The 21,909-nt window shown below is 38.6% G+C and carries 23 protein-coding genes; 9 read left to right on the top strand and 14 right to left on the bottom strand.

The features are described 5' to 3' along the window. Positions 1-14: 14 nt before the first annotated feature. Complete coding sequence (locus V7068_RS16815; RefSeq protein ID WP_375351013.1) at positions 15-605, bottom strand: peptidylprolyl isomerase; 591 nt, start codon at positions 603-605, stop codon at positions 15-17. A gap of 189 nt (positions 606-794) precedes the next feature. Here V7068_RS16815 and kapB point away from each other — a divergent pair, with 189 nt between their 5' ends. Then, positions 795-1,181 carry a kinase-associated lipoprotein KapB gene (gene kapB, locus V7068_RS16810; RefSeq protein ID WP_499713738.1) on the top strand — a complete coding sequence of 129 codons (387 nt, stop codon included), beginning with the start codon at positions 795-797 and terminating at the stop codon, positions 1,179-1,181. A 191-nt stretch (positions 1,182-1,372) separates the two neighbouring features. Here the strand turns inward: kapB and kapD are convergent, their stop codons facing one another. Further along, positions 1,373-1,996, bottom strand: coding sequence for a 3'-5' exonuclease KapD (gene kapD, locus V7068_RS16805; protein ID WP_499713737.1), 624 nt, complete (start codon positions 1,994-1,996; stop codon positions 1,373-1,375). Between the two features lie 200 nt (positions 1,997-2,196). Between kapD and V7068_RS16800 the strand changes: the two genes are divergently transcribed. Further along, complete coding sequence (locus tag V7068_RS16800) at positions 2,197-4,062, top strand: transglycosylase domain-containing protein (protein WP_499713736.1); 1,866 nt, start codon at positions 2,197-2,199, stop codon at positions 4,060-4,062. A gap of 39 nt (positions 4,063-4,101) precedes the next feature. On the opposite strand, the gene V7068_RS16795 is transcribed toward V7068_RS16800, so the two are convergent. The 6 genes from V7068_RS16795 to V7068_RS16770 form a co-directional block, all read right to left on the bottom strand. Continuing rightward, on the bottom strand, positions 4,102-4,659 hold the full coding sequence (locus tag V7068_RS16795) for a DUF5366 family protein (RefSeq protein WP_252287224.1): 558 nt from the start codon (positions 4,657-4,659) through the stop codon (positions 4,102-4,104). Positions 4,660-4,757: 98 nt separating this feature from the next. Next, entirely contained in the window at positions 4,758-5,144 is a 387-nt protein-coding gene (locus V7068_RS16790; RefSeq protein WP_127761896.1) for a hotdog fold thioesterase, read from the bottom strand. A 124-nt stretch (positions 5,145-5,268) separates the two neighbouring features. Beyond that, positions 5,269-5,832 carry a 5' nucleotidase, NT5C type gene (locus V7068_RS16785; protein ID WP_499713735.1) on the bottom strand — a complete coding sequence of 188 codons (564 nt, stop codon included), beginning with the start codon at positions 5,830-5,832 and terminating at the stop codon, positions 5,269-5,271. Positions 5,833-5,842: 10 nt separating this feature from the next. Next, positions 5,843-6,925, bottom strand: coding sequence for an FAD-dependent monooxygenase (locus tag V7068_RS16780; RefSeq protein WP_499713734.1), 1,083 nt, complete (start codon positions 6,923-6,925; stop codon positions 5,843-5,845). Then, positions 6,926-8,035 carry a bifunctional diaminohydroxyphosphoribosylaminopyrimidine deaminase/5-amino-6-(5-phosphoribosylamino)uracil reductase RibD gene (gene ribD, locus V7068_RS16775; protein WP_499713733.1) on the bottom strand — a complete coding sequence of 370 codons (1,110 nt, stop codon included), beginning with the start codon at positions 8,033-8,035 and terminating at the stop codon, positions 6,926-6,928. It lies immediately after the preceding gene. A gap of 15 nt (positions 8,036-8,050) precedes the next feature. Then, complete coding sequence (locus V7068_RS16770; RefSeq protein ID WP_499713732.1) at positions 8,051-8,800, bottom strand: GTP cyclohydrolase II; 750 nt, start codon at positions 8,798-8,800, stop codon at positions 8,051-8,053. Between the two features lie 224 nt (positions 8,801-9,024). Between V7068_RS16770 and V7068_RS16765 the strand changes: the two genes are divergently transcribed. Further along, positions 9,025-9,414 (top strand): YuzC family spore coat inner layer protein, encoded by a 390-nt coding sequence (locus V7068_RS16765; RefSeq protein ID WP_499713731.1) that lies wholly within the window; start codon positions 9,025-9,027, stop codon positions 9,412-9,414. A 108-nt stretch (positions 9,415-9,522) separates the two neighbouring features. On the opposite strand, the gene V7068_RS16760 is transcribed toward V7068_RS16765, so the two are convergent. Further along, entirely contained in the window at positions 9,523-11,028 is a 1,506-nt protein-coding gene (locus V7068_RS16760; protein WP_499713730.1) for a leucyl aminopeptidase, read from the bottom strand. Positions 11,029-11,261: 233 nt separating this feature from the next. Here V7068_RS16760 and V7068_RS16755 point away from each other — a divergent pair, with 233 nt between their 5' ends. Continuing rightward, complete coding sequence (locus V7068_RS16755) at positions 11,262-11,744, top strand: divergent PAP2 family protein (RefSeq protein WP_402922353.1); 483 nt, start codon at positions 11,262-11,264, stop codon at positions 11,742-11,744. Between the two features lie 10 nt (positions 11,745-11,754). Next, a complete protein-coding gene (locus tag V7068_RS16750; RefSeq protein WP_499713729.1) occupies positions 11,755-12,552 on the top strand; it encodes a cobalamin-binding protein in 798 nt (265 codons plus the stop codon). Between the two features lie 128 nt (positions 12,553-12,680). Here the strand turns inward: V7068_RS16750 and spsC are convergent, their stop codons facing one another. The 3 genes from spsC to V7068_RS16735 all read right to left on the bottom strand — a co-directional run bounded on the left by spsC (position 12,681) and on the right by V7068_RS16735 (position 14,314). Then, a complete protein-coding gene (gene spsC, locus V7068_RS16745; protein WP_499713728.1) occupies positions 12,681-13,310 on the bottom strand; it encodes a stationary phase survival protein SpsC in 630 nt (209 codons plus the stop codon). Positions 13,311-13,480: 170 nt separating this feature from the next. After that, a complete protein-coding gene (locus V7068_RS16740) occupies positions 13,481-13,798 on the bottom strand; it encodes a YuiB family protein (protein ID WP_119117246.1) in 318 nt (105 codons plus the stop codon). Between the two features lie 33 nt (positions 13,799-13,831). Then, on the bottom strand, positions 13,832-14,314 hold the full coding sequence (locus tag V7068_RS16735) for an NUDIX domain-containing protein (RefSeq protein WP_127761907.1): 483 nt from the start codon (positions 14,312-14,314) through the stop codon (positions 13,832-13,834). A gap of 424 nt (positions 14,315-14,738) precedes the next feature. Between V7068_RS16735 and V7068_RS16730 the strand changes: the two genes are divergently transcribed. Then, a complete protein-coding gene (locus tag V7068_RS16730) occupies positions 14,739-15,731 on the top strand; it encodes an NAD(P)/FAD-dependent oxidoreductase (RefSeq protein ID WP_499713727.1) in 993 nt (330 codons plus the stop codon). Positions 15,732-15,914: 183 nt separating this feature from the next. Here the strand turns inward: V7068_RS16730 and V7068_RS16725 are convergent, their stop codons facing one another. Beyond that, positions 15,915-16,160 carry a YczF family membrane protein gene (locus V7068_RS16725; RefSeq protein WP_499713726.1) on the bottom strand — a complete coding sequence of 82 codons (246 nt, stop codon included), beginning with the start codon at positions 16,158-16,160 and terminating at the stop codon, positions 15,915-15,917. Between the two features lie 149 nt (positions 16,161-16,309). Between V7068_RS16725 and V7068_RS16720 the strand changes: the two genes are divergently transcribed. The 3 genes from V7068_RS16720 to V7068_RS16710 are packed head-to-tail and all read left to right on the top strand — an operon-like array spanning position 16,310 to position 20,280. Next, entirely contained in the window at positions 16,310-17,944 is a 1,635-nt protein-coding gene (locus V7068_RS16720) for a spore germination protein (RefSeq protein WP_499713725.1), read from the top strand. Further along, positions 17,934-19,157 (top strand): Ger(x)C family spore germination protein, encoded by a 1,224-nt coding sequence (locus tag V7068_RS16715; protein WP_499713724.1) that lies wholly within the window; start codon positions 17,934-17,936, stop codon positions 19,155-19,157. The genes V7068_RS16720 and V7068_RS16715 overlap by 11 nt, the downstream gene beginning before the upstream one ends. A 28-nt stretch (positions 19,158-19,185) precedes the next feature. After that, positions 19,186-20,280 (top strand): GerAB/ArcD/ProY family transporter, encoded by a 1,095-nt coding sequence (locus V7068_RS16710; RefSeq protein ID WP_499713723.1) that lies wholly within the window; start codon positions 19,186-19,188, stop codon positions 20,278-20,280. Between the two features lie 712 nt (positions 20,281-20,992). On the opposite strand, the gene V7068_RS16705 is transcribed toward V7068_RS16710, so the two are convergent. Continuing rightward, positions 20,993-21,460 (bottom strand): hypothetical protein, encoded by a 468-nt coding sequence (locus V7068_RS16705; protein WP_499713722.1) that lies wholly within the window; start codon positions 21,458-21,460, stop codon positions 20,993-20,995. Positions 21,461-21,909: the final 449 nt, after the last annotated feature.

Genomic DNA, 21,909 nt, shown 5'->3' with positions numbered 1-21,909 from the left:
GCCCTTTTTTCACCTTATAAAATTGTAATTTTTTTAATCACAACATCTTCTGCCGGTTTGTCACCATATGTTGTTTCCACATTTGTGATAGTATCTACAACATCCATGCCTTCAATAACTTGTCCAAAAACAGTATGTTTGTGGTCTAACCATGGTGTACCGCCTTGTTCCATGTATGCTTTAATCATTTCTTCCGGGTACCCTGCTTGCTTCATTTGCTCTCCCATACGTACATCTACATGCGGAGCTTGTACAATAAAGAATTGGCTTCCGTTTGTACCAGGGCCTGCATTTGCCATAGAAAGCGCACCGCGAATGTTGAATGCATTCATAGCGAACTCATCTTCAAAAGGAGCACCCCAAATACTTTCTCCACCCATACCAGTACCAGTTGGATCTCCACCTTGAATCATGAAATCTTTAATAACACGGTGGAAAATAATCCCTTCATAGTAGCCGTTTTCAGCATGTGTTAAGAAGTTTTCAACTGCTTTTGGAGCTACTTCCGGGAACAATTTAATTTTGATATCCCCAAGTGTTGTTTGCATCAACACTGCTTTTTCATTCGCTTGCACTTCTGTTGTTAATTGTGGAAAATTCGTCATCCATTATTCCCTACTTTCAATAATAGTGTTAAAAAATATTATCCATTTTAACCTTCATTTGTACACTTTACACGATTTTGATAAAAAAAGCATCTGAAAAGAAGTGCAAAACCTCTCAGTCAATCTGATGTTAAAAATGCTCTGATTCAAGTATGATAAAAGGAGTAGAAACAGAAAGGTGGAAAGCATATGCCAGTAGTTGAAGTAAAAATCGGAGAAATTGTGACAGCCATTAATAAAACAGGAAAATATATCGGAGAAGTCACTGAAGATCGCGGAAATGCCTATCTCGTCCGCATTTTAGCTGTTTTAAAACATCCGATGCAGGGTGATCTGCACAATCCAAGACAAACAGAAGTGACCATGTTCCATCAACGTCGTGCTCTTGCTTATCGAGAACAAACGAATGTCCCTAAAAACATGGTCAAGCCATATGAAGGGGAAATCCCAGATTACCAAGCCTCATTACGAGAAGCTGTAACAACGATGAAGGAAGCTCTCGCTAAAGAGGAGACAGACTTTAACAAACTTAGCCTACAGCAACTTGAAGAGTTAGAAGCAGATTATTTTAAATAAAGTGAAACTTCCATCAGTGGGGATTTTCTTTCATCCCCACTGATGGTTAGTTGAACCAATCGGATCTTTACGGGCAGTTGTCCCCCATCTATCTTCTTTATTTCCTCATAAGCTTGAAGTGGGGGCTTACTGCCCGTTAAGTATGGGATAACGTGATAAAAAGCCAAATCAATAATCGTTGATTTGGCTTTTTATAACGCTAAATGATTTAATACTTTAGATAGATCAATACGATCGCCAATCGTTGTTGGCTCATGTTTCTTCATATAACTTTTATCCTTTTCAATCAATTTAAAAATATTATACGTCGTTAAAGCATCATCAAGCGCACGATGATGTTTGCCTGTCCCTTCTTTTCCGTAAGCCTGTACAGCTTTCCACAAACCAGTTTGGTTTTGATCACCGAAGAACCGTTTGTACTCCATACATAAGTCAACTTGTTTTCCCTTAAATGGAAACTCCACTCCTGCCTTTTGGCAATTTTGTTTCAACACTTTCATATCCATATTTCCCCACGTAACGACTGTCGTCATTGGATAATCCGCTTCCATTTTCTTGAACAAATCGACTAGCTCCGTAAAAGGCATGCCGCTTTCAACTTGACTTTGATGAACACTCAAAAATTTCTTGCACCGATCCGTTAATGTTTTAAACTTACTTGGAGCAACAAATGAAGAAAACTGCTCTTTGACGGAATCATTTACAACGGATACATAACCAACTTCAATGATTTCCGGATAAAATCCAACTGGATTCCCTCTCCCTTCTGGCATCGTAAATTCAAAGTCAATAAAGACATAGTGCTGTTTCTCCATACTTCTCCCCCCTTTATCATGATTTTACCAAATATTATAGCAGAACAATTTAAAACTTTTCAGTTAATTCCTGCAATTCGTGAATAATTTTCTGTAAAATTTTTCAACATTTTTTCCCATTTTTCATGTATACTTTAGCTATACACGGTAATTTCCACCAAAATACCATATTAAAACTATATTAGTTAGGAAGTTGGACTATGCGCAAGTTTCTTGGCTCTCTCTTTATCTTTTCCCTTATCCCTCTTGTAACAGGATTAATCTTTTTAGCCTCTCAAGAGTGGAACAAGGCTGAAAGCGTTCAAAAAGTACTCGATGACAAAATTTCTATCGATACGATTCAGTTAGAAGAAACAAGTTATATGACAGACAACCAAGGCAAGATTATTAGTGAAATATCGTTAGCGAAAAATCGGGTAAATCTAAGTGACGAAGAAATTCCAACGTTTTTAAAGGATTTATTTGTCACTATAGAAGATCGACAATTTTATCATCATGAAGGCATTGATGCTGTAGCCATTAGCCGTGCAGTTCTTGTAAATAGTCAGAGCACCTCCATTGAACAAGGCGCAAGTACGATTACCCAGCAGCTTGCTCGAAATGTGTATTTGACACATGAAAGAACATACGACCGAAAAATCACTGAGCTGCTCTACGCCTATCAAATGGAACGATTGTTTTCGAAAGAAGAGATTCTAGACTTGTACATCAATGCAATTTACTTTAACAACGGCACATATGGCATTGAAGCCGCTTCTCAATTTTATTTCAATACATCTGCTCAGAAGCTGTCAAAAGCCCAATTAGCCTTTTTAGCAGCAATTCCGAATAACCCCGAGCGCTATAATCCGCTCAAGCATTTTAAAGCGACGAAAAATCGACAAGAGCGCATTTTACGACAAATGGTTGAAGCAGAGTTTTTATCTGAGAACCAATACAAAAAGCTTGTTCAAGAAAAAATCACCTTAAACGTTCGTACAAAAGTGGATAACTATCCAGACTATGTGACGTATGTGCACCATGAACTAAAGCAATTAGTAGCTGCTAGAGAAGGATTGACAGCAAGACTTGCGAGCAAGGACCAAACTGTACGTAAACAAGCAGAAAAACAACTACAAACTAAAGTTACAAAACTATTAAACTCTGGAGTAACTATCCATACAGCTCTTGATCCACACTTGCAAACAACTGCCAAGCAAGCGCTAAATAACGGAATCGCTTACGGTGATATTGAAGGAGCTGCCGTCGTTATACAACATCATACGCAGGAGCTTGTCTCTTTGATTGGGGGAAAGAATTATAAAAAAAATTCTTTTAATCGCGCTTATCAAAGCTACCGTCAACCAGGCTCTGCTATTAAACCATTGCTCGTTTATGCACCGTATATCGAAAAAACCGGGGCCTCTGTATACTCTCAAGTAAGCGGGGCTAATTATTGTAAAAACGGCTATTGTCCACAAAACTACGGAGGGGCAACCTATGGCATGGTTCCTTTAAAAACAGCATTTGCTCGTTCTTATAATACACCAGCTGTTCGTCTCCTTGATGCAACAGGCATTGATACAAGTTTCGAATATCTAGATGCATTTCAATTTGAACAAGTAAGCGAGCGAGATCATCTCTTAACAGCCGCTGTTGGTGGCTTCACCTATGGAATGAGCCCACTCGAACTAACTCGCGCCTTTACATCCTTTTACGACGGCAGCTATCAGCCTGCTCGAGCTATTGTTAAAGTAACAGACCGCGAAGGAAAAACTCTTTATAAATGGAAAGACAAACAAAAGCAAGTCTGGAGCCCAGCAACCGTCGCAAAAATGCGTGAGCTATTACATGAAGTAACCGTTAGAGGTACAGCAAAAGCAGCTTATTTTCCAACAGGTTATATCGGAGGCAAAACAGGAACAACAAACGGCGTAAAAGATATATGGTTTGTTGGTTTAACAGACAGCTATACGACAGGTGTTTGGGTTGGTCGAGATCAACCTTCTAGTATTGAATCGATTTACTACTCCTCACCACATGTTCGGATTTGGCGTAATATTAGCCAACAAGCAGAAGCAAGATAGCCTGTCCGATTTCGGACAGGCTATCTTTATTTGGATTTTTTAAATAGGTAAACTATTAATTATGCTGTTATAAAGTTTTAATACAGAGTACGCGACAACTAATAAAAAGATTGACCATATGAAAATATGAAAGAAGATTAAACCAATTAATCCTAACAAACTTAAATTTGTTGAAACTTTATACACAAAATAAATGAAAGCCGCGACATTTGTTAAAAGAAAAATGACGAGCAGTCCCATAATTGACTGAGTACTTACTAAAGACACTGTAGCACCAACTACATAAATAATCGTCCCCATTCGAATACTCTTTAAGCCCGTTCCCTCCGAATCCTTCGAAAAAAGCAGCAAAGACATTTCAACCATCGTATCCAAAAGTAGCTTTAATGCCGAAAACAGCATGAAGAAAACAAGAAACATTACAACTAATAAAGCTATTTTAATACCTGTTTCCGAAAAGAACTCCAACATTCCTTGATAAAGCCCTAAACTATCAAATAAATCTAACAACTTTATTTCACAATAAAGCCCAAACGATAAACTAAATAATACAACCGTAATAAACGGAAAATAACCGAAAAAATATGTATTCTTCATGCCCAATCCTCCAAAAAAACAGTGTGCCTCCCTTCACCAAACACACTGATTTTTATTTATCCACACTTTTACCCACACTTAATCCACAGTTTAAAAAGTCACTGTGACACAACTGCCAATGTACAGCGAGAAACGCAAATAAGTTTGTCTTGTTCATCGCGAATCTTCACGTCCCAAACCATTGTTTTGCGGCCGCGGTGAAGAATGGTTCCTTCCGCAATGACCTGCCCTGAACGTTTTCCTCTTATATGATTAGCATTGATTTCTAGACCGACTACTGCTTCCTTTGTTTGATCCACCAGATAAAAACCCCCAACGCTCGCTACCGTTTCTGCAAGTGCGACAGATGCGCCTCCGTGCAATAATCCAAACGGCTGCCTTGTTCTTTCATCCACTGGCATTGTCGCAATTACTTTCCCCTCACTTAACTCTTTAATTTCAATCCCTAGTGAATTCATTAAAGTTCCTTCTACATTTCTTTCCATTTTCTACACCTCATTTTCTTTTTATTTCTTAATTGTACATATAATCCCATAAACTTACAAAATATTAAAAAAGAAAATACAAAAAAACTGATGCTGCAGTTCACAAACATCAGCATCAGTTTTCTTATTGGGCTAAAATATCCTTTAATTCCGACCAATCTTTCAATCTCGGAACTTTTACCTTTTGATTGTATGGATTGTCTTTTGCATAAACCTTTGTTGGAATCTCTAATAATGTTTCTAGCACCGCTGGCTTATCATCAAAATAGTAATCTAATTGTAAGTCCAGAATGATTTCTATCTTTTCCTGATCCTTCATTCCACAATAAAAATGGTCCTCTCGAAAAGGAAAGCCATGTTTAATTAACCACTGTTTCGTGCGTTCACTATGTTCTTTCTTTCTTGCTGTAATATAAAAAATCTCATGCCCCTCACGGTCGAGCTTTTGTAACATATCTAGTGCCCCTTCAAAAATTGGACAACCTGAATAATAAATTTCATCCGCTAAACTATTCCACAGCTTGCCGCCCTCTTCTCCAGTCAAACCAAACGCTTTGTGAATCTCCAATGTGTTAATTGTTTGTAACACATCTAAACTTACATTTTGATTCAATTTCTGATTATATAATTGAAACGCATATCCTCGTAAATCAATAAGCGTATCATCAATATCAAAGCCAAATTTCACACTAATCCCCCTAAGCTAACACCACAAATTGCGAAGCAAAAGACTCTTCCTTCTCAATTTGTATCGCTTGTAATTTTGCTACTTCTTCTTTTCGTATTGTAGCACAATTAAGTAAATCCAGCTCCGCAATATAGTCTTTATTGATTAATTCTGCTAATACATCTGCATCCTTCATAGCACTATTTAAACCAAAAGCACCAGTCGGAGTCATCGTATGTGCAGCATCCCCAATCAAAGCAACACCATGTTTCCCCCACATTTCAGAGGAACTGCTATATACATCTAATAAAACAAAGTCTTCCCATGAGCGAATATTCTGCAAAACAGAATCTTTAAGCACCGGGAAAGCTTGCACAAGTTGGTCAATGAATGGTTGAAACGGCTGCTTCCGCAACTGTGGATAAGAGCCTTGTTCAATATTCCAGCCAATTTGGATAAATCCTAAAGCTTGTGTAAATAAAGATAGCTGCTTTCCGTTAATAAGGGCCATTTTAATAGCAGGCTCCCAACCGATTGGTGCCGGGATTCTCGCCCAAAGCAAATCATAGCCATGCTTTCGAACCGTTACATCAATATCGGCTTTTTTCCGCACTGTTGAATATCGTCCATCCGCTCCAATAACAAGTTTACTTCTTACAACAATCTCTTTGCCGTCTTTTATCGCTTTAACGCCATTATAAAGTCCTGTTTCATCTTCTAATAACTCAGTTACCTTTGTATTCATCAATAAAGTGAAGGAATCATATTTCTGTGATTCTTTTACTAATACTTTTAATAAATGAGCTTGAGGCACATGAATACCTAAATGGCCAACTTTTGAGTCTGGAAGGATTTTTTTCACCAATTGACCATCCTGCCAATATTCCAATTGCTTCATGCGTAATAATCCTAATTCCTCAACGGCCGAGAATAAACCATGTTTCTTTAAAATCGCTTCGCCTTCTTCATTTAAATGCTCGCCACGAAACGCCTTCCCCATCCCTGCATAGCGTTCAATCAAAATAACAGAAACATTTTTCTTCGCTAATAAATATGCAAGTAAAGCACCACCTGGACCAGCACCGACAATACATACATCACTGTAATACATCATCTATCTATCCTCACCTTGATTCGGATAAGCGGTAATACGCAGGTCCTCACCGAATGTATCAACTTTATCAAAAGTTACATTCCATGCCTCATCCATACTATCTACATCAAGTCCGGTAAATGGCGTTAACGAATTTCGACCTCCAAGTAACTTGGGAGCAATATAAATAAAATATTTATCAATCAAACCAGCTCTTAAAAATGAAGCATTCACTTCTCCGCCACCTTCGACTAAAAGTTCCGTAATGCCTTTTTTATAGAGCTCAGCAAGCATAGCTTTTAAATCCAGTCCCGATTCTGTTTTAGCAACGAAAATAAACTCCACACCTTTTGCTTGCAGTGCCTCAAGCTTTGTTTGATCAGCTGTGTCCGTTGTTACAATGATAGTCTTCGCTTCATGTGTCTGAACTACAACAGCATCAAGCGGTGTACGCAATTCACTATCTAAAATAACACGCACCGGATTCTTACTGCCGCCTTCAGGAAGACGAGTCGTCAAAGATGGGTTATCAGCTAACACCGTACCCACTCCAACTAAGATACCGTCTACTTCATTGCGAAGCTGATGAACGGCATGGCGGGATTGTTCACCTGTAATCCATTTAGAATGCCCAGTATGTGTCGCTAACTTACCGTCTAATGTCATTGCAAATTTAGAAATAACAAATGGACGGTTTTTAAGCATATTGTGGATAAATACTTCATTCAAACGTTTTGCTTCTTGCTCTAACACACCGACTTCGACTTCAATTCCGGCATTTCGTAACAATTCAATCCCTCGTCCAGCCACTTCTGGATTCGGATCTTGCATAGCGACTACAACGCGGCTCACACCCGATTCTTTTACAAGATTCGCACACGGAGGTGTTTTACCATAATGTGAGCAAGGTTCTAATGTAACATACAAAGTCGCACCTTTCGCATAATCCCCCGCCATTCGAAACGCATGAACCTCCGCATGCGGCTCACCTGCTTTTCGATGGATACCTGTCCCTGCAATAACACCATCTTTCACAATAATCGCTCCAACAAGCGGATTTGGATGGGTTTTCCCTCTCGCACTTTTGGCTAAATCTAGTGCTAGCTGCATATAATACTGATCTGTATTCATCTAATTCCGCACTCCTTATCCTATCAAAGTAGAGTTCTTCTGACGCATATGCCCTGATTTCTGAACCTTCGTATCTAAATAGAAACGATTGTATTCTGTTAATCCGCCCCATAGCGGGATATGGTGATTAGCTGTTAATCCGTGCTCTTGCAAAGCAGCAAGCTTTTTCGGATTATTTGTAATAAGCGTAACAGGCTTTTCTCTTAACGTCTCTAACACGCGAATCGCATCTTCATACGAGCGCGTATCATCTTCAAATCCAAGTGCATGATTCGCTTCAACCGTATCGTATCCTTCTTGTTGTAAAAGGTAAGCAAATGATTTAGAAAACAAACCAATTCCTCGTCCCTCATGGTCGGCTAAGTAAAAAATAGCTCCACAGCCATGCTCTGCAATCATTTTCATCGATTGATGAAGCTGATAGCCACAATCACAACGCTGACTGCCAAAAATATCACCTGTATGACAAATGCTGTGCATTCGAATCAAAGCATCATCCGAATTGGCAAAGTCACCATATACAAGAACTGACGACTGCTGGCCAAAGGCTAAGTTCGCAATTGCAAGTGAATCAAGAACAGCTTCTTTTGTGTTAACACCGGCTTCTAATGAATGCCATGTATACCACTGAAAAGTAACTTCCAAATCTTGCTGTTGAATCGGCAATCGAACTGGACCAACTAGACACAAGTCTGCTTTTCCAGGTGTTTGAATCATCTGCATCTTATCTATTAAAAGTTCTTTCGTTTCTTTTGTTATTTTCATAGTATAATCACCTATTTTATATTTTGAAATTCCTTCATTTACTCACTCACTTACTTTATGTAAGTAAGTATATAACTATAAACTATACACGTCAAATGCAATATGTGCTATATGAACACTTTATATATCCTAACAAATGGATAGAATCCAAGCACCCTACAAGCATAATCACTTACCTCTATACATATTGTAAATAAAAATCGGTTCGAAAGGAGAACAACTTATTGGAAGAACTTCCACGTTTTCATCATGCTCCTTTAATTCCGGTGACTTATGACCATCTATATCGAACAACAAATCCCGCTCAGCTACGCCCCTCATCGACTGCAAATCCCGATTTATTAATAAAATCAGCTAAATTATCCCAAATTTTACTACAAGATGCCAAAAAAGTCATTGATACGCTCGCCAACTCTAAACCATTTGCCGAGCGACTTATGAATGCCGCTCAGCAATCTAAAAAATCAGTCGTCACCGATATGATTCAAAAAATAGGTGTTCATACCGTTCCTGACATTAATTATAATCCAGAAGGCATCCGCTTAGATTTTTATCCCAAAACAGGTGAAGATTACTGTCACATTATTATAAACCTAAAATGGATGCATGTTTAAGCTAATATTGACCGGCACATTTATTTCTAATTGTATATGGAAACGAAGTATAAATCGAATCTCTACACTCAAAAAGAAACCGAAGCTCGACTAGAACTTCGGTTTCAATCAGCTATTCTCTGCCTCAAATCGCTCAACGAGCAATGCCAATGTACGTGTCATTACTCCTGTTGCTCCTGCTGGTCCTAAATCATTCGCACTGATTGTTGTAGATGTCCCGGCAATATCCAGGTGAACCCATGGTGTTTCTTCAGCAAATTCACCAATGAATGCACCGCCCATAATAGCGTGACCTGCTCCACCCGGAGAATTATTCAAGTCAGCAATTTTACTATTGCGCACGCGCTCTTTATCTTTTTCTGTAATAGGCAGTCGCCACATTGGTTCTCCAGCTTCATAAGATGCTTGCAGCACTTGTTCAAAGAACATCTCATGATTCGTCATCGCACCTGTCATATCATTCCCCAATGCCGTAATCACGCCACCTGTTAATGTCGCTACATCGACTAAATACTCAGCTCCATGATGCTTCGCATACGTAACAGCATCCGCTAGCACCAGCCGTCCTTCTGCATCCGTATTTAACACTTCAATCGTTTTTCCGTTCATTGAAGTAATCACATCATCCGGTTTAAACGCTTCCCCGCTAATCATATTATCTGTTGATGGAATAACAGCCACAACATTCTGTTCAGGCCCTAGTTCACCGATAATCTCCATTGCACCTAGTACAGCTGCTGCACCACCCATATCTGTTTTCATTCCAACAATACCTGTTTTTGTTTTTAACGAATAACCGCCCGTATCAAACGTAATGCCCTTTCCAACTAACCCAATGACATCTTTCCAATCTTCTCTTCCTTGATACTTTAATACAATCATCTTTGGCGGCTCATTCGACCCTTGATTCACAGCTAAAAGCGCCCCCATACCTAATTTAAGCATATCTTCCTTCTCAAGAATTTCCACTTCAAAATTATAACGATCAGCTAACTGTCTAGCATAATCAGCTAAGTCTGTTGATGTTAGCAAATTTCCTGGTGTGTTTACAAGCGTACGTGCTGAATTCGTCGCTTTCCCAAATACTCGCCCAACATGTAAAGAGGCACCAATTTCCTCCTTGTCCCCTTCACTGTATATAGTAAACGATTTGACAAACTTCTCTACTTGATTCGACTTTTGCTTGTAACCATTGAATTTATAGGTCGCAAGCATAAAAGCTTCTGCAAAAGCGTGCCCTGCATCTAACTCATCCACTTTCTCTGTCGTAAACGTATCTAAGGCAACAGAAAGTGAGGTTGCCCGAGAAGCTTGAATAGCTTTACTTACTTTTCCAAACGCTTCGCGAAGCTCTTCAAATGTTAAGTCTTTTTTCTTCCCAAGACCAACAAAGATTAGCTTCTTGGCAGCAATCATGCCTAACGTATGTATCGTCGTAATCGACTTTTTCTTTGCTGAAATCTCACCTTCCTTTACTAACTCGGTTAACTGCCCATTCATTTTCTTGTCTGCCGCCTGACCAACTTTAGTGAACTTATTTGGTTGATCAAATATTCCAATTAACAAACACTCTTCATGTTTCGTTAAATCAAGCGTCCCGTGAACTGTGAACATACTGGTTCCTCCTCTAGCTTTTTCTATTAGTATAACGGATTTTCTATTTTCCAAATACTACACAGCTTACTTTAAGCCAATAGCTGTATAAACGAAAAACAAAGCGATTGAAAAAATTTATTCAAATTTCATATAAAGAATGACTGTAAGCGAAATATTAAGCAGGAATCGACATATTTTCATGGAAGTAAGTAATATACATCAGTCAGTGTGAGAGAAAGGGGTTAATCTCGATGGACATATTTTTGAACTTTCCCATTATAGCTTCTTTAGTGGCCATCTTCTTTGCTCAATTTATTAAAGTCCCAATTCATTACATAGCGGACCGCAAAATGGATTGGTCCTTGCTCACTTCGACTGGAGGCATGCCTAGTTCTCACTCCGCTGCAGTAACGGCTCTTGCAATTGCGGTAGCGATTGAAAACGGACTGGATTCACCTGTTTTTGCTGTTGCTACCATTTTCGCGATTATTACAATGTTTGACGCTACAGGAGTAAGGCGCCAAGCCGGAGAGCAGGCTGTTGTTCTCAATCAACTTGTTACAGATTTTAACATATTAGTCGATCAAGTAAAGAACTGGCAAAAAAAAGAAGAGCAGCAAAAACAACATCAATTAAAGGAATTGCTTGGCCACAAGCCGATTGAAGTTTTTTTCGGTGCATTAACAGGAGCGTTCATTGCCTTCATTCTCTATTATTTTGTCTTTAAAGGGTAGGTGCATTTCTATGAAAATTATTTCGATTTGTCCGAGTAATACAGAACTTTGTGTATATCTTGGCATTGAAAATCAACTTATTGCTATTGATGATTATTCAGATTGGCCCGATTCTATTCAACATCTTCCAAAGGTTGGCCCGGATTTATCGATTAACCTGGACCTTGTCCAGTCGTTGAAACCAGATTTAGTGCTTGCTTCGCTAAGTGTTCCAGGAATGGAAAAGAACATTGAAGGCCTGCAGGAACGTGGAATTCCTCACCTGACTTTTAACCCGCAGTCTCTTGAAGATATCGCTCAAGACCTGCTTACATTAGGAGAAGCTGTTGGATTATCCAAGAAAGCAGTTGAACAAGCAACTCAATTTAGAGCTACTATTCAACGTTATAAAGAGATTTCCGATACAATTGAACAAAGACCATCGCTCTATTGGGAATGGTGGCCAAATCCCCTCTTCACTCCCGGTCGTATCAACTGGCTCACGGAAATCAGTCGACTCGCTGGGGGGTATAATCTATTTGAAGACGTCGATTTAGCAAGTGTTACTGTATCCTCAGAAGATGTTTTATCCCGCGATCCCGATTATATTTGTCTAGCTTGGGTCGGTGTTCCTTTAAAAAGAATTAATCCAAAAATCGTTCGAAAACGAGAAAATTGGGCAGACCTTGCCGCTCTACAAAATGACCGTATTTTCATTATGGAAGAGCCGCTCTACTGCCGACCTTCTCCTCGATTGTTAGACGGACTCGAAAAACTAGCCGCCATTTTGCATCCTGAAAAGTTCTGTAAAGAAAGACCTGTGACGTAACATCACAGGTCTTTCTAACACTTATAATCTTAACCACACTTACATGACCATAAGGCTTCCTCTCCAAACGATGAAGAAACAAAGAAAATAAGTGGAGATTAACTATAGGAGAGCCCCCTGCCTATACCCTACTCCGGCTTTTTACCCAGGATTTGCTCACGAAATACTTGCATATTCTCTGCCTCATTTAATTGATTTAATCGAGCTTCCGACAACGTTCCTTTACCTACTTCAACCACATAAACCTCTACAGTTTTTTTACCCCATTCATTATATACATCCTGAACGGTTTCATAATATAAATCGAGCCGATTCCCTTTAATAGCACTGCCTGTATCGGCGACCACTCCATAACCATATTCAGGAATAAACAAAATTGTTCCTACTGGGAAAACCGTTAAATCTGCAGCAATCGTTGAATATAAATCCCGCTTTACTTTCACACCTGAATATGTAATTCCGTAAGCAGGACTATCAGGATTTTTTCCTGTTGATTCATATCCTGCCGTATAACCAGTTGCAACTACTTGATGTTTTGGATACTGAGAAAAATTAAGTTCATTCTCCAATGTTTGAACAGCCTGTATCGATTTCGGTTTAGAGGTTGTTGTTTCATTTCGATTTTCACTAGCTAATACGTGCTTAAGTATTGGGGGCGTTCCCCCTGTCACATGCTCAATTGTGGTTTGAATAGCTAACAGAAAGACAACCATAATAGCAATTCTCTTCCCGACATACATCAGCTTTCTCACTACCATTCCTCTCCTCTCACTTCCATTATTCCTTTCCTTGAATAGAAGGAAATATTCATAAAAGTGAAGGATTTATCTTATCTTTTTTAAGAGTGGCTAATGATAGGACTCTGTATTATATGCCATAAATTACAACCAATAAAAAAAGACCGTCATACAATTGACAGCCTCGTCTATTAAAACATTTGATATCCTTTTTTTCTTAATAGCTTAATTGTAATACCTGCACATATCCCTCCTAATAGCCCGCTTGATAAAATAATAATATCTGCCATATGTAACGCAGCAAAATTCAACCCTAGTTGCTTCAAGGATTCAATAGGCTGTCTCACATATTCAATCAACTTAGACTGATTCACGATAAGAATCGCAACGATTGGAAATAAAATGACCATAACCCACGAAGAGCGGAACAACATATTCAGTAAAAAGCCAATGCCAAAGAACAGAACAAAAAATAAGACAATCGAAATTAATAAAACGGGTAATGGCATACTTGCCCTCCTTTATGAAGCCTCTAAATATGGTTAAACAAATAATTTATATGACGTATAACCAAAATGATCGCCAGGGTTCAATCCTGTACGTACTTGTTGCAGGGCTTCTAGATTATACGAAAATAGCTCCTCCAATAAAATCGATTGTTTTCCTTCTTTGAGTAATTCTTGTGGCTGAACAAATTTTGCTTCATATAATTCCTCAAGCTGAGCCTGTACATCCATATTTAATGGCTTTAACCGAAACAGCAGCATATTGTCACTAATTTCTCCTTTAAGTACACCGCTTCTCAGACCAACGATGCCTTCAATCTCAGTAGCAATACCTGTTTCCTCTAATACCTCTCGAATGACTGCTTCATCTACTGTCTCATTTTCCTTTACAAAACCTGCCGGAAGCGACCAGACACCTTTTAACCCACCATATCGTTTCTTTACAACCAACCATTCTCCCTGATCTGATATGACAATTCCCGATACAGCCAACCATACATTTCGACATCTCTCCTGCATTGTACAACCCCTGCCTTTATGTATATTTTAAACAGAAATGGGAAATATTCAAGTTGCAACTTCAAAAAGAAAATGACTCTGTAATGATGAAGTGTCACTTTAGTGTATATTTTTCCTCTTCCTGTCACAAATTAAATACTTAGTCCTGTTATAGACTCTTTTGATTTATTTTAGCTGAACATCTTTAAATCAACCATTTTATCCCTCACTTAACGGACAGTAAGACCTCTATCTTAACATTCTGAGGAAATAATAAGATAAGTGAGGGATGAAGGAAAACCATATTGATGGAAGTTTTACTTGATGCCATATAATTTTAAACCTTTATAAATGACCAAATTTATCCTATAATCCAAATCATTATATGGTAAAATAAGTAATATATTTTCTGGAATACACAAATAGCTAAGACGGAGGGATACGCGTGAAAGTGAACGAAAAAGTATATGATATTACGATTATTGGCGGTGGACCAGTAGGACTGTTTACGGCTTTCTATGGCGGTATGAGACAAGCATCTGTAAAAATTATTGAAAGTCTACCTCAATTAGGCGGTCAATTATCTGCGCTTTACCCCGAAAAATACATTTATGATATTGCAGGCTTTCCCAAAATTCGCGCACAAGAACTGATTAACAACTTAAAAGAACAAATGTCCAAGTTCGAACAAACAATCGTCTTAGAGCAATCGGTCCAAAAAGTTGAAAAGCTTGAAGAAGGACACTTTAAATTAACAACCGATCAAGAAATCCATTACTCCAAAGCCATTATTATTACAGCTGGCAACGGCGCCTTTCAACCTCGTCGAATTGAGATAGAACACGCGGAGCAATACGAAGGTAAGAGCCTTCACTACTTTATTGATAATTTAAATGATTTTGCCGATAAAAAAGTAGCAGTATTTGGAGGCGGAGATTCGGCAGTCGATTGGGCACTTATGCTTGAACCAATTGCTAAGCAAGTTACCCTTATCCATAGACGTGATAAATTCCGCGCTCACGAACATAGTGTAGAAAATGTAAAGAAATCAAAAGTACACATTCAAACTCCTTATGTGCCCGTTGAATTCATTGGTACAAACGATCAAATTAACACCGTCATTCTTAAACATGCAAACGGAGAAGAAACGCAAACTCTTGATGTCGATGCAGTCATTGTTAACTATGGTTTCGTCTCCTCACTTGGCCCTATTAAAGAATGGGGACTTACCATTCAAAAAAACAATATTGTTGTAAATTCCAAAATGGAGACAAATATCCCTGGAATTTACGCAGCTGGTGATATTGCCACCTATGATGGCAAAGTAAAATTAATCGCCAGCGGATTTGGTGAAGCACCAGTCGCGGTCAATCACGCCAAACAATTTATCGACCCAACCGCAAAAGTCCAACCAATGCATAGTACGTCTATGTTTTAAACACAAAAGACGGAAACCACTAGATAGCTAAAAGTGGACCGAAGCGTTGTACTTTTACGAACGGCACTATACACCAAATATCCCAAAATGATAAAAGCAAAAGAGGATATTATTCGCGGGGATAGTCAATTAAGTGAATAAAATAAGACGGGAACAGGTCAAATCTGTTCCCGTTTGTTATGTTTAGGGTTGTTTTTCAGAATTATTCGTTTTTACGTTTCTTTTTTGATAGAAAGAACGCACAGATTCCATCACTAATGAGAAAACAAGAAGCAAGATAACAATAAATTCAGGAACTTCCATCACACGAAAAGGATTAAAAGCACTTTTCAACGAAGTACGTATCTCAAATCCTAGAAGAAGGTCTATGCCCAGGGAAAAACCTATTAAAACTCCCATTATTAAAATAGAGATACCAAGGATTTTCATTTTTTATCACTCCTTAATAGATGTTTTCCTATCTTAAACTGCTATATACGTTATACAGTACGCAAAATAGTGGTAAAGGTTTGTATACCGAAATAAGCGTCTGGACACAATACAATAGGAAATAAAAGTTAAGAAAGGTGCCTTGTGCTATGCCTTCATTTTTTAAACATCAAAGGAAAAAGAAAAATAGCGAGAATCACAAGGAAAGCAGCCAGGATCAGTCTAACAATCAATTACTGGAGTTCATCGATGATTCCATGTCCATCAATCTTGACATGATTAAACAAAAAACAGGAAATAGCTCAGATGTAGTCATCCGAACGTTGAATATCGCCTCTCATTCTGAGATTAAAACAGCGATTGTTTATGTTGATGGCATTGTTGACACTATATCCATCAACGATTTTTTAATTGAATCGATGATGAATCATGATTTACAAGAAAAATTAACTCGGGAAAATGCCTTGAAGATCATCTCCAATAACGTGGTTGCTCTCGGTAGTATAAAACTGGTGAGTGACTGGGAGCAGTTGTTATTGTCTTTGATGGCCGGTGAAACTCTTATTCTCGTCGATGGAACAAATGAAGCACTGAGTATCGGTACACAAGGCGGAGAAAAACGTTCAGTTGAGGAACCGAGTACCCAGGTGGCCGTCCGTGGTTCAAAGTCCGGTTTTACTGAATCGATTAGGACGAATACAGCCTTGGTACGTCGAATCATTAAAAACCCGGACTTATGGCTGGAATCGATGAAAATCGGCGAGGTTACACAAACAGATGTGGCGATAATGTATATCAACGGAATTGTTAATAAGAAAATCGTCGAAGAAGTGCGTCAACGATTAAAAAGGATTGATATCGATGGCATTCTTGAATCGGGGTATATTGAACAACTGATTGAAGACCAGACGATGACAACCTTTCCAACGCTTTACCATACAGAAAGGCCAGATACGGTCGCAGGGAATCTCCTTGAAGGAAGGGTAGCAATTTTTGTAGATGGAACTCCATTTGTACTTATTGCCCCTACTATATTTATTCAGTTTTTTCAAGCCGCCGAAGATTATTATGCTCGTTTCGATATCGCAACAGCACTACGCCTTTTACGGGTCATGATTTTCTTTATTTCTATTATAGGACCTTCTGCTTATATTGCTGCTACAACCTTTCATCAGGAGATGCTTCCGACACAGCTGCTGATTGCGATTGCAGCACAGCGGGAAGCAGTGCCTTTCCCTGCTTTTGTAGAAGCCATGATAATGGAAGTAACGTTTGAGATTTTACGGGAAGCTGGTGTTCGAATGCCAAGGGCTATCGGTTCGGCGATATCCATCGTTGGAGCTTTGGTAATTGGACAAGCGGCCGTACAGGCTGGAATTGTTTCACCGGCCATGGTGATTGTCGTGGCCATCACAGCGATTGCCAGTTTTGCAACCCCTTCCTTTGCCATTGCGATTTCGGCCCGTTTGATACGTTTTATATTTATGGTAGTTGCTGCAACATTTGGTTTTTATGGAATTATTCTGGCGTTCATCATGATGACCGTTCATCTATGCGACCTGCGTTCGTTCGGTGTCCCATACATGTCACCGTTTGCACCATTCATTCCGAAGAGTGCAGGCGATACAATCTTCCGACTGCCATGGTGGGCTTTGAAGCAAAGACCATCATTTATCAGCAATGAAAATAACATTCGTCAAGGAAAAGACCAGAGACCACATCCTCCTGCCAATCGCGGAATGGTAAACAGTCACACGAGAAAGAGTGATCGGAATGAATCGTAAATGGATGCTTCTATTCTTGATGTTGACAGGCCTAACCTTGACTTCAGGCTGCTGGAGTAAAAAGGAATTAACCGATATTGCTTTGGTCTCGGCTCTTGGTATTGATAAAAATGAAGAAGGAAGGTATGTCGGAACCATTCAAATTATCAATCCAGGAAACGTAGCTGGGGGCCTGCAGGGCGGCGGAGGCGGGCAGGCTCCGTCTATTACCACCTATTCCGCTACTGGAGACAATATAGTAGAAATGAGCCGTCGTGCATCAACTAAAATCTCACGAAGGCTGTACTACTCTCATGCCAACCTTGTGGTCATCAATGAAGAGCTGGCAAAGGAAGAAGGCATTATCAAGATTTTAGATGCCTTTGATCGCGATCCTGAATTCCGGACGACGGCGACGATTATAATTGCCCATGATACAAAAGCAGCAGATATTGTGAATACGTTGACGGGGGTAGATAAAATTCCGGCTAATAAAGTGATTAAAACATTAAAATTTACGGAACAAAGATGGGGAGAACATATGGAGGTCAGCATCCAAGAAGGGATTAAGGATCTCATATCTCCCGGAAAAGAACCAGTAATTACTGGATTTCGTATGACTGGGAATGCTGAACGGGGAAAAAAGCTGGAAAATGTGCAACAATCCGCTGTTGAGGCAAATCTTCAAGCGGACGGTCTTGCTGTTTTTAAAGACGGGAAACTGGTCGACTGGTTGCAAGGGGAAACGGCAAGAGGGGTCACATGGATATTAGATAAAATCAAAGGAACAGATATAAATATTAATTGGGAAGGAGAACAAGAGGCCATTGCTTATCAAGTGCTCCGTCAAAAAACAAAAGTCTCTGCTAACATGAAAAACGGCCAACCGAAAATTTCGATTCATGTCCGTGCAGAGGGAGACATCGGCGAGGTAATGGTACCTGTTGATTTAACCGTCCCGAGTGTACTGTTGAACATAGAAAAGACATTAGAGAAAGAGATTCAGAAAGAGATTAATGACGCCATCCAACGTGCCCAGAAAAATCAATCGGATATTTTCGGGTTCGGTGAAGCGGTACATCATTCCGATCCGAAAGCATGGAAGAAACTGAAACAAGATTGGAACAATGTTCACTTCCCCAATTTAAAAGCGGACGTGACCGTTGAGGCTTTTATACGTCGCACTGGTTTAAGAAACAAACCGTACTTTTCTAATATGGAGAGTAGTAAATAATTGTTAATGAAAAGGAAGTGACAAATCAGTGGAGAAAGCGAAAATCAGCACATATCAGCTGTTTGTCCTCATGGTATTATTTGAACACGGTACTACCTTATTGATTCCCCTTGCGGTTGAAGCGAAACAGGATGCCTGGCTGGCCGTTCTGCTTGGGACGGTTGGCGGCTTCATGCTATTTTGGATTTATTATGGTCTTTATCAGTATTACCCTGATAACCTGCCAACAGAGTATGTGCAAAAAATTATAGGGAAAGTGCTTGGTCGACTACTTGCTTTTTTTTTCCTAATCTATTTTATGTATATCGCTGCAAGAGACCTGCGGGACTTTGGAGAGATGCTAGTAACCGTAGCTTACCCGGATACTCCTCTGTTCATTGTGAATACATTATTGATGCTAGTGATTATTTATACGGTTCGTAAAGGGATTGAGGTACTAGCAAGAACAGGGGAATTGTTTTTTATAATCGTGTATTTATTTGCCATTACTGGCTTTATTCTGATTGTTGCTTCTGGTTTGCTCAATCTTAATAACTTAAAACCAGTATTGGAAGAAGGAATTTTATCGGTTATGAAAATTACCTTTACTGAAACTCTGTATTTCCCATTTGGGGAAGTAGTTGTATTATCAATGATTCTGCCGTATGTGAATCAATCTAAAAAGGCAAAAGTAGCTGGTTTGTTCGCCATAGGGTTGAGCGGCATCAACATAGCGATTATCACAGCGCTTAACATTAGTGTTCTCGGTGTTGATCTCGTCTCGCGCTCGCCATTTCCCCTTCTCAGTACCATCCAGACCATTCGGGTAGCAGAGTTTTTGGAGCGTCTGGATGTTTATTTTATGCTGACCTCGATTATTTGCGGTTTCTTTAAGATTAGTGTGTATTGTTATGTAGCTGTTATAGGCATAGCAGACTTGTTTAACATCAAAGAATCTTCACGACTGGTTTATCCATTTGGAATTGTAATTTTATTTTTATCCATTACGATTGCCAGCAATACTTCTGAGCATATTCAGGAGGGTTTGCAAATTGTTCCACTTTTTGTGCACCTGCCGCTTCAAGTGATCATCCCTCTTTTGCTTCTCGTTATTGCTTTTTTTAAAAACCGGAAGAATCGATAAAAATTCAGTGGATCCAGTAACCATTCAACAGCTAAAAGACAAGCAGAAAATACTTGAAGCATCCAATTAAGACAGATCTGTTATCTGAACGATATCGTTGAACAAGGGCACAGTTTCATTGTTGGGATTCAAGTCATTTCAAACACCCACTTGCATATAGTGATGTTAAAGCCGTACATGTACATATGATGAAAAAGGGCAAATTCACTAGGGGGAGAATTCTGCCCAAAATCAAAAAAGTTCATTGATAAACGGTTTGATATTGCATCATAAGCTGTAAGTTAGCAGCAAACCCATGCCCTGTATTTTGTAAATTACGTTTGAACCAGCTCCCTATTTGAATACCATAAGTCTTTGATAACCCATAGAGACGTTGATTTTCACCCAAAGAAAAAAGACCCATTTTTATATTCGGTCTTTTCGTGTTCTTATTAAACTAACACACCCTATCGTTTAACAAGGGATTATAATAACTTCGACATATAATATTCGTCATAAAAAGCTTAGTCAATCATAAGAAAATTTCTTTTAATTTCATCTATTTCGACAACAAATATTGCTGAATTGCCCTGCTACTCAATTTGTTTTCGTTGTTTCTCAAGTGTAATTTTCTTTCTCCAGTTTCTATAAGCATATAAGTTGATTTAGCTTCTACTTAGAACAAGAGGAGATTTTAAAGAGGTGCTTGCATAGTCCTACTTAGGTTGTCAAATCAACTAAATCTTTTTGTTTTCTCAAACAAATACTGTACTCCATATAATAAATATGCTTTATAGTGCAAGTATATAAAAAATTGAAAATGATTTAACCCATTTAGAGATATGATTTTTAATTTTTTAAGAACATCAATGAAAAGAAAAGCAAAGAGTCCATCAGCAATAACATTAAGTAACACAAACTTTTTAAAGTTTCCGTACGAAAATTTAAGTATCCACATAGAAAGAGGCATATAAGGGCCAATACTAAAAGGAAGCTCATCCTTAATAAATAATGATCGCTTATCGTAAAACTTCCACCACTTTCTCTTGTGTCCATACAAGTGATTTATAATCTCAAAAATAATAATAAAAACGCCCGCTAAAGAATAACGTTTTATACTGCGCTTTCCTATAAACAACAACGATAACCATGGAATGATTATGATAGATAAATTAAATACTAAGTGCCTCTTCGATAGCATAAGCGATTTCACCTCAACCTATTTTTTTCTGCTCTTTTTAATGTACCCAAAGATTATAAAAAAACACGCCCATTTGAGCGGTCATATCTTTATTCGACAACCGCTAAAGAAGCAGGAAGGACATCTAGGCATTTCAAGAATAAATTTACTAAAAGGAGAATTTTCTATAATTTCTTTTAGAGTTATTAACACAAATTCTAGGGAAAATATATTCCTAGCTTATTTCTTCGCTAAATAACGTATTTCATCTGTTACATAATATAGATCAAAAACGACATAAAGGAGTCGTTTCTCTTTGTTGTACCATATGTATCTATTCCAACTCCTAACCAAATCTGCTTTGTAAAGAACATTAATAATTTTTATTGTTTAAGGCAATAATTTTTTAAAAAACATATTTTTGAGGAGTCTTATGCATTTCTTTTATAATTTATTATTTCTAACCGCTG

This window comes from Bacillus sp. JJ634 (assembly GCF_036962285.1).
Taxonomy (GTDB): Bacteria; Bacillota; Bacilli; order Bacillales; family DSM-1321; genus Peribacillus; species Peribacillus asahii_A.
Note: the sequence above shows the minus strand (reverse complement) of the source record. Positions and strands in the feature narration are given on the sequence as shown.

What these genes read in the sequence shown, in the direction of transcription:
- V7068_RS16815 (WP_375351013.1), bottom strand. Translation starts at nt 605, where the DNA reads ATGACGAATTTTCCACAATTAACAACAGAAGTGCAAGCGAATGAAAAA.
- kapB (WP_499713738.1), top strand. Translation starts at nt 795, where the DNA reads ATGCCAGTAGTTGAAGTAAAAATCGGAGAAATTGTGACAGCCATTAAT.
- kapD (WP_499713737.1), bottom strand. Translation starts at nt 1,996, where the DNA reads ATGGAGAAACAGCACTATGTCTTTATTGACTTTGAATTTACGATGCCA.
- V7068_RS16800 (WP_499713736.1), top strand. Translation starts at nt 2,197, where the DNA reads ATGCGCAAGTTTCTTGGCTCTCTCTTTATCTTTTCCCTTATCCCTCTT.
- V7068_RS16795 (WP_252287224.1), bottom strand. Translation starts at nt 4,659, where the DNA reads ATGAAGAATACATATTTTTTCGGTTATTTTCCGTTTATTACGGTTGTA.
- V7068_RS16790 (WP_127761896.1), bottom strand. Translation starts at nt 5,144, where the DNA reads ATGGAAAGAAATGTAGAAGGAACTTTAATGAATTCACTAGGGATTGAA.
- V7068_RS16780 (WP_499713734.1), bottom strand. Translation starts at nt 6,925, where the DNA reads ATGATGTATTACAGTGATGTATGTATTGTCGGTGCTGGTCCAGGTGGT.
- ribD (WP_499713733.1), bottom strand. Translation starts at nt 8,035, where the DNA reads ATGAATACAGATCAGTATTATATGCAGCTAGCACTAGATTTAGCCAAA.
- V7068_RS16770 (WP_499713732.1), bottom strand. Translation starts at nt 8,800, where the DNA reads ATGAAAATAACAAAAGAAACGAAAGAACTTTTAATAGATAAGATGCAG.
- V7068_RS16760 (WP_499713730.1), bottom strand. Translation starts at nt 11,028, where the DNA reads ATGTTCACAGTTCACGGGACGCTTGATTTAACGAAACATGAAGAGTGT.
- V7068_RS16755 (WP_402922353.1), top strand. Translation starts at nt 11,262, where the DNA reads ATGGACATATTTTTGAACTTTCCCATTATAGCTTCTTTAGTGGCCATC.
- V7068_RS16750 (WP_499713729.1), top strand. Translation starts at nt 11,755, where the DNA reads ATGAAAATTATTTCGATTTGTCCGAGTAATACAGAACTTTGTGTATAT.
- spsC (WP_499713728.1), bottom strand. Translation starts at nt 13,310, where the DNA reads ATGGTAGTGAGAAAGCTGATGTATGTCGGGAAGAGAATTGCTATTATG.
- V7068_RS16740 (WP_119117246.1), bottom strand. Translation starts at nt 13,798, where the DNA reads ATGCCATTACCCGTTTTATTAATTTCGATTGTCTTATTTTTTGTTCTG.
- V7068_RS16735 (WP_127761907.1), bottom strand. Translation starts at nt 14,314, where the DNA reads ATGCAGGAGAGATGTCGAAATGTATGGTTGGCTGTATCGGGAATTGTC.
- V7068_RS16725 (WP_499713726.1), bottom strand. Translation starts at nt 16,160, where the DNA reads ATGAAAATCCTTGGTATCTCTATTTTAATAATGGGAGTTTTAATAGGT.
- V7068_RS16720 (WP_499713725.1), top strand. Translation starts at nt 16,310, where the DNA reads ATGCCTTCATTTTTTAAACATCAAAGGAAAAAGAAAAATAGCGAGAAT.
- V7068_RS16715 (WP_499713724.1), top strand. Translation starts at nt 17,934, where the DNA reads ATGAATCGTAAATGGATGCTTCTATTCTTGATGTTGACAGGCCTAACC.
- V7068_RS16705 (WP_499713722.1), bottom strand. Translation starts at nt 21,460, where the DNA reads ATGCTATCGAAGAGGCACTTAGTATTTAATTTATCTATCATAATCATT.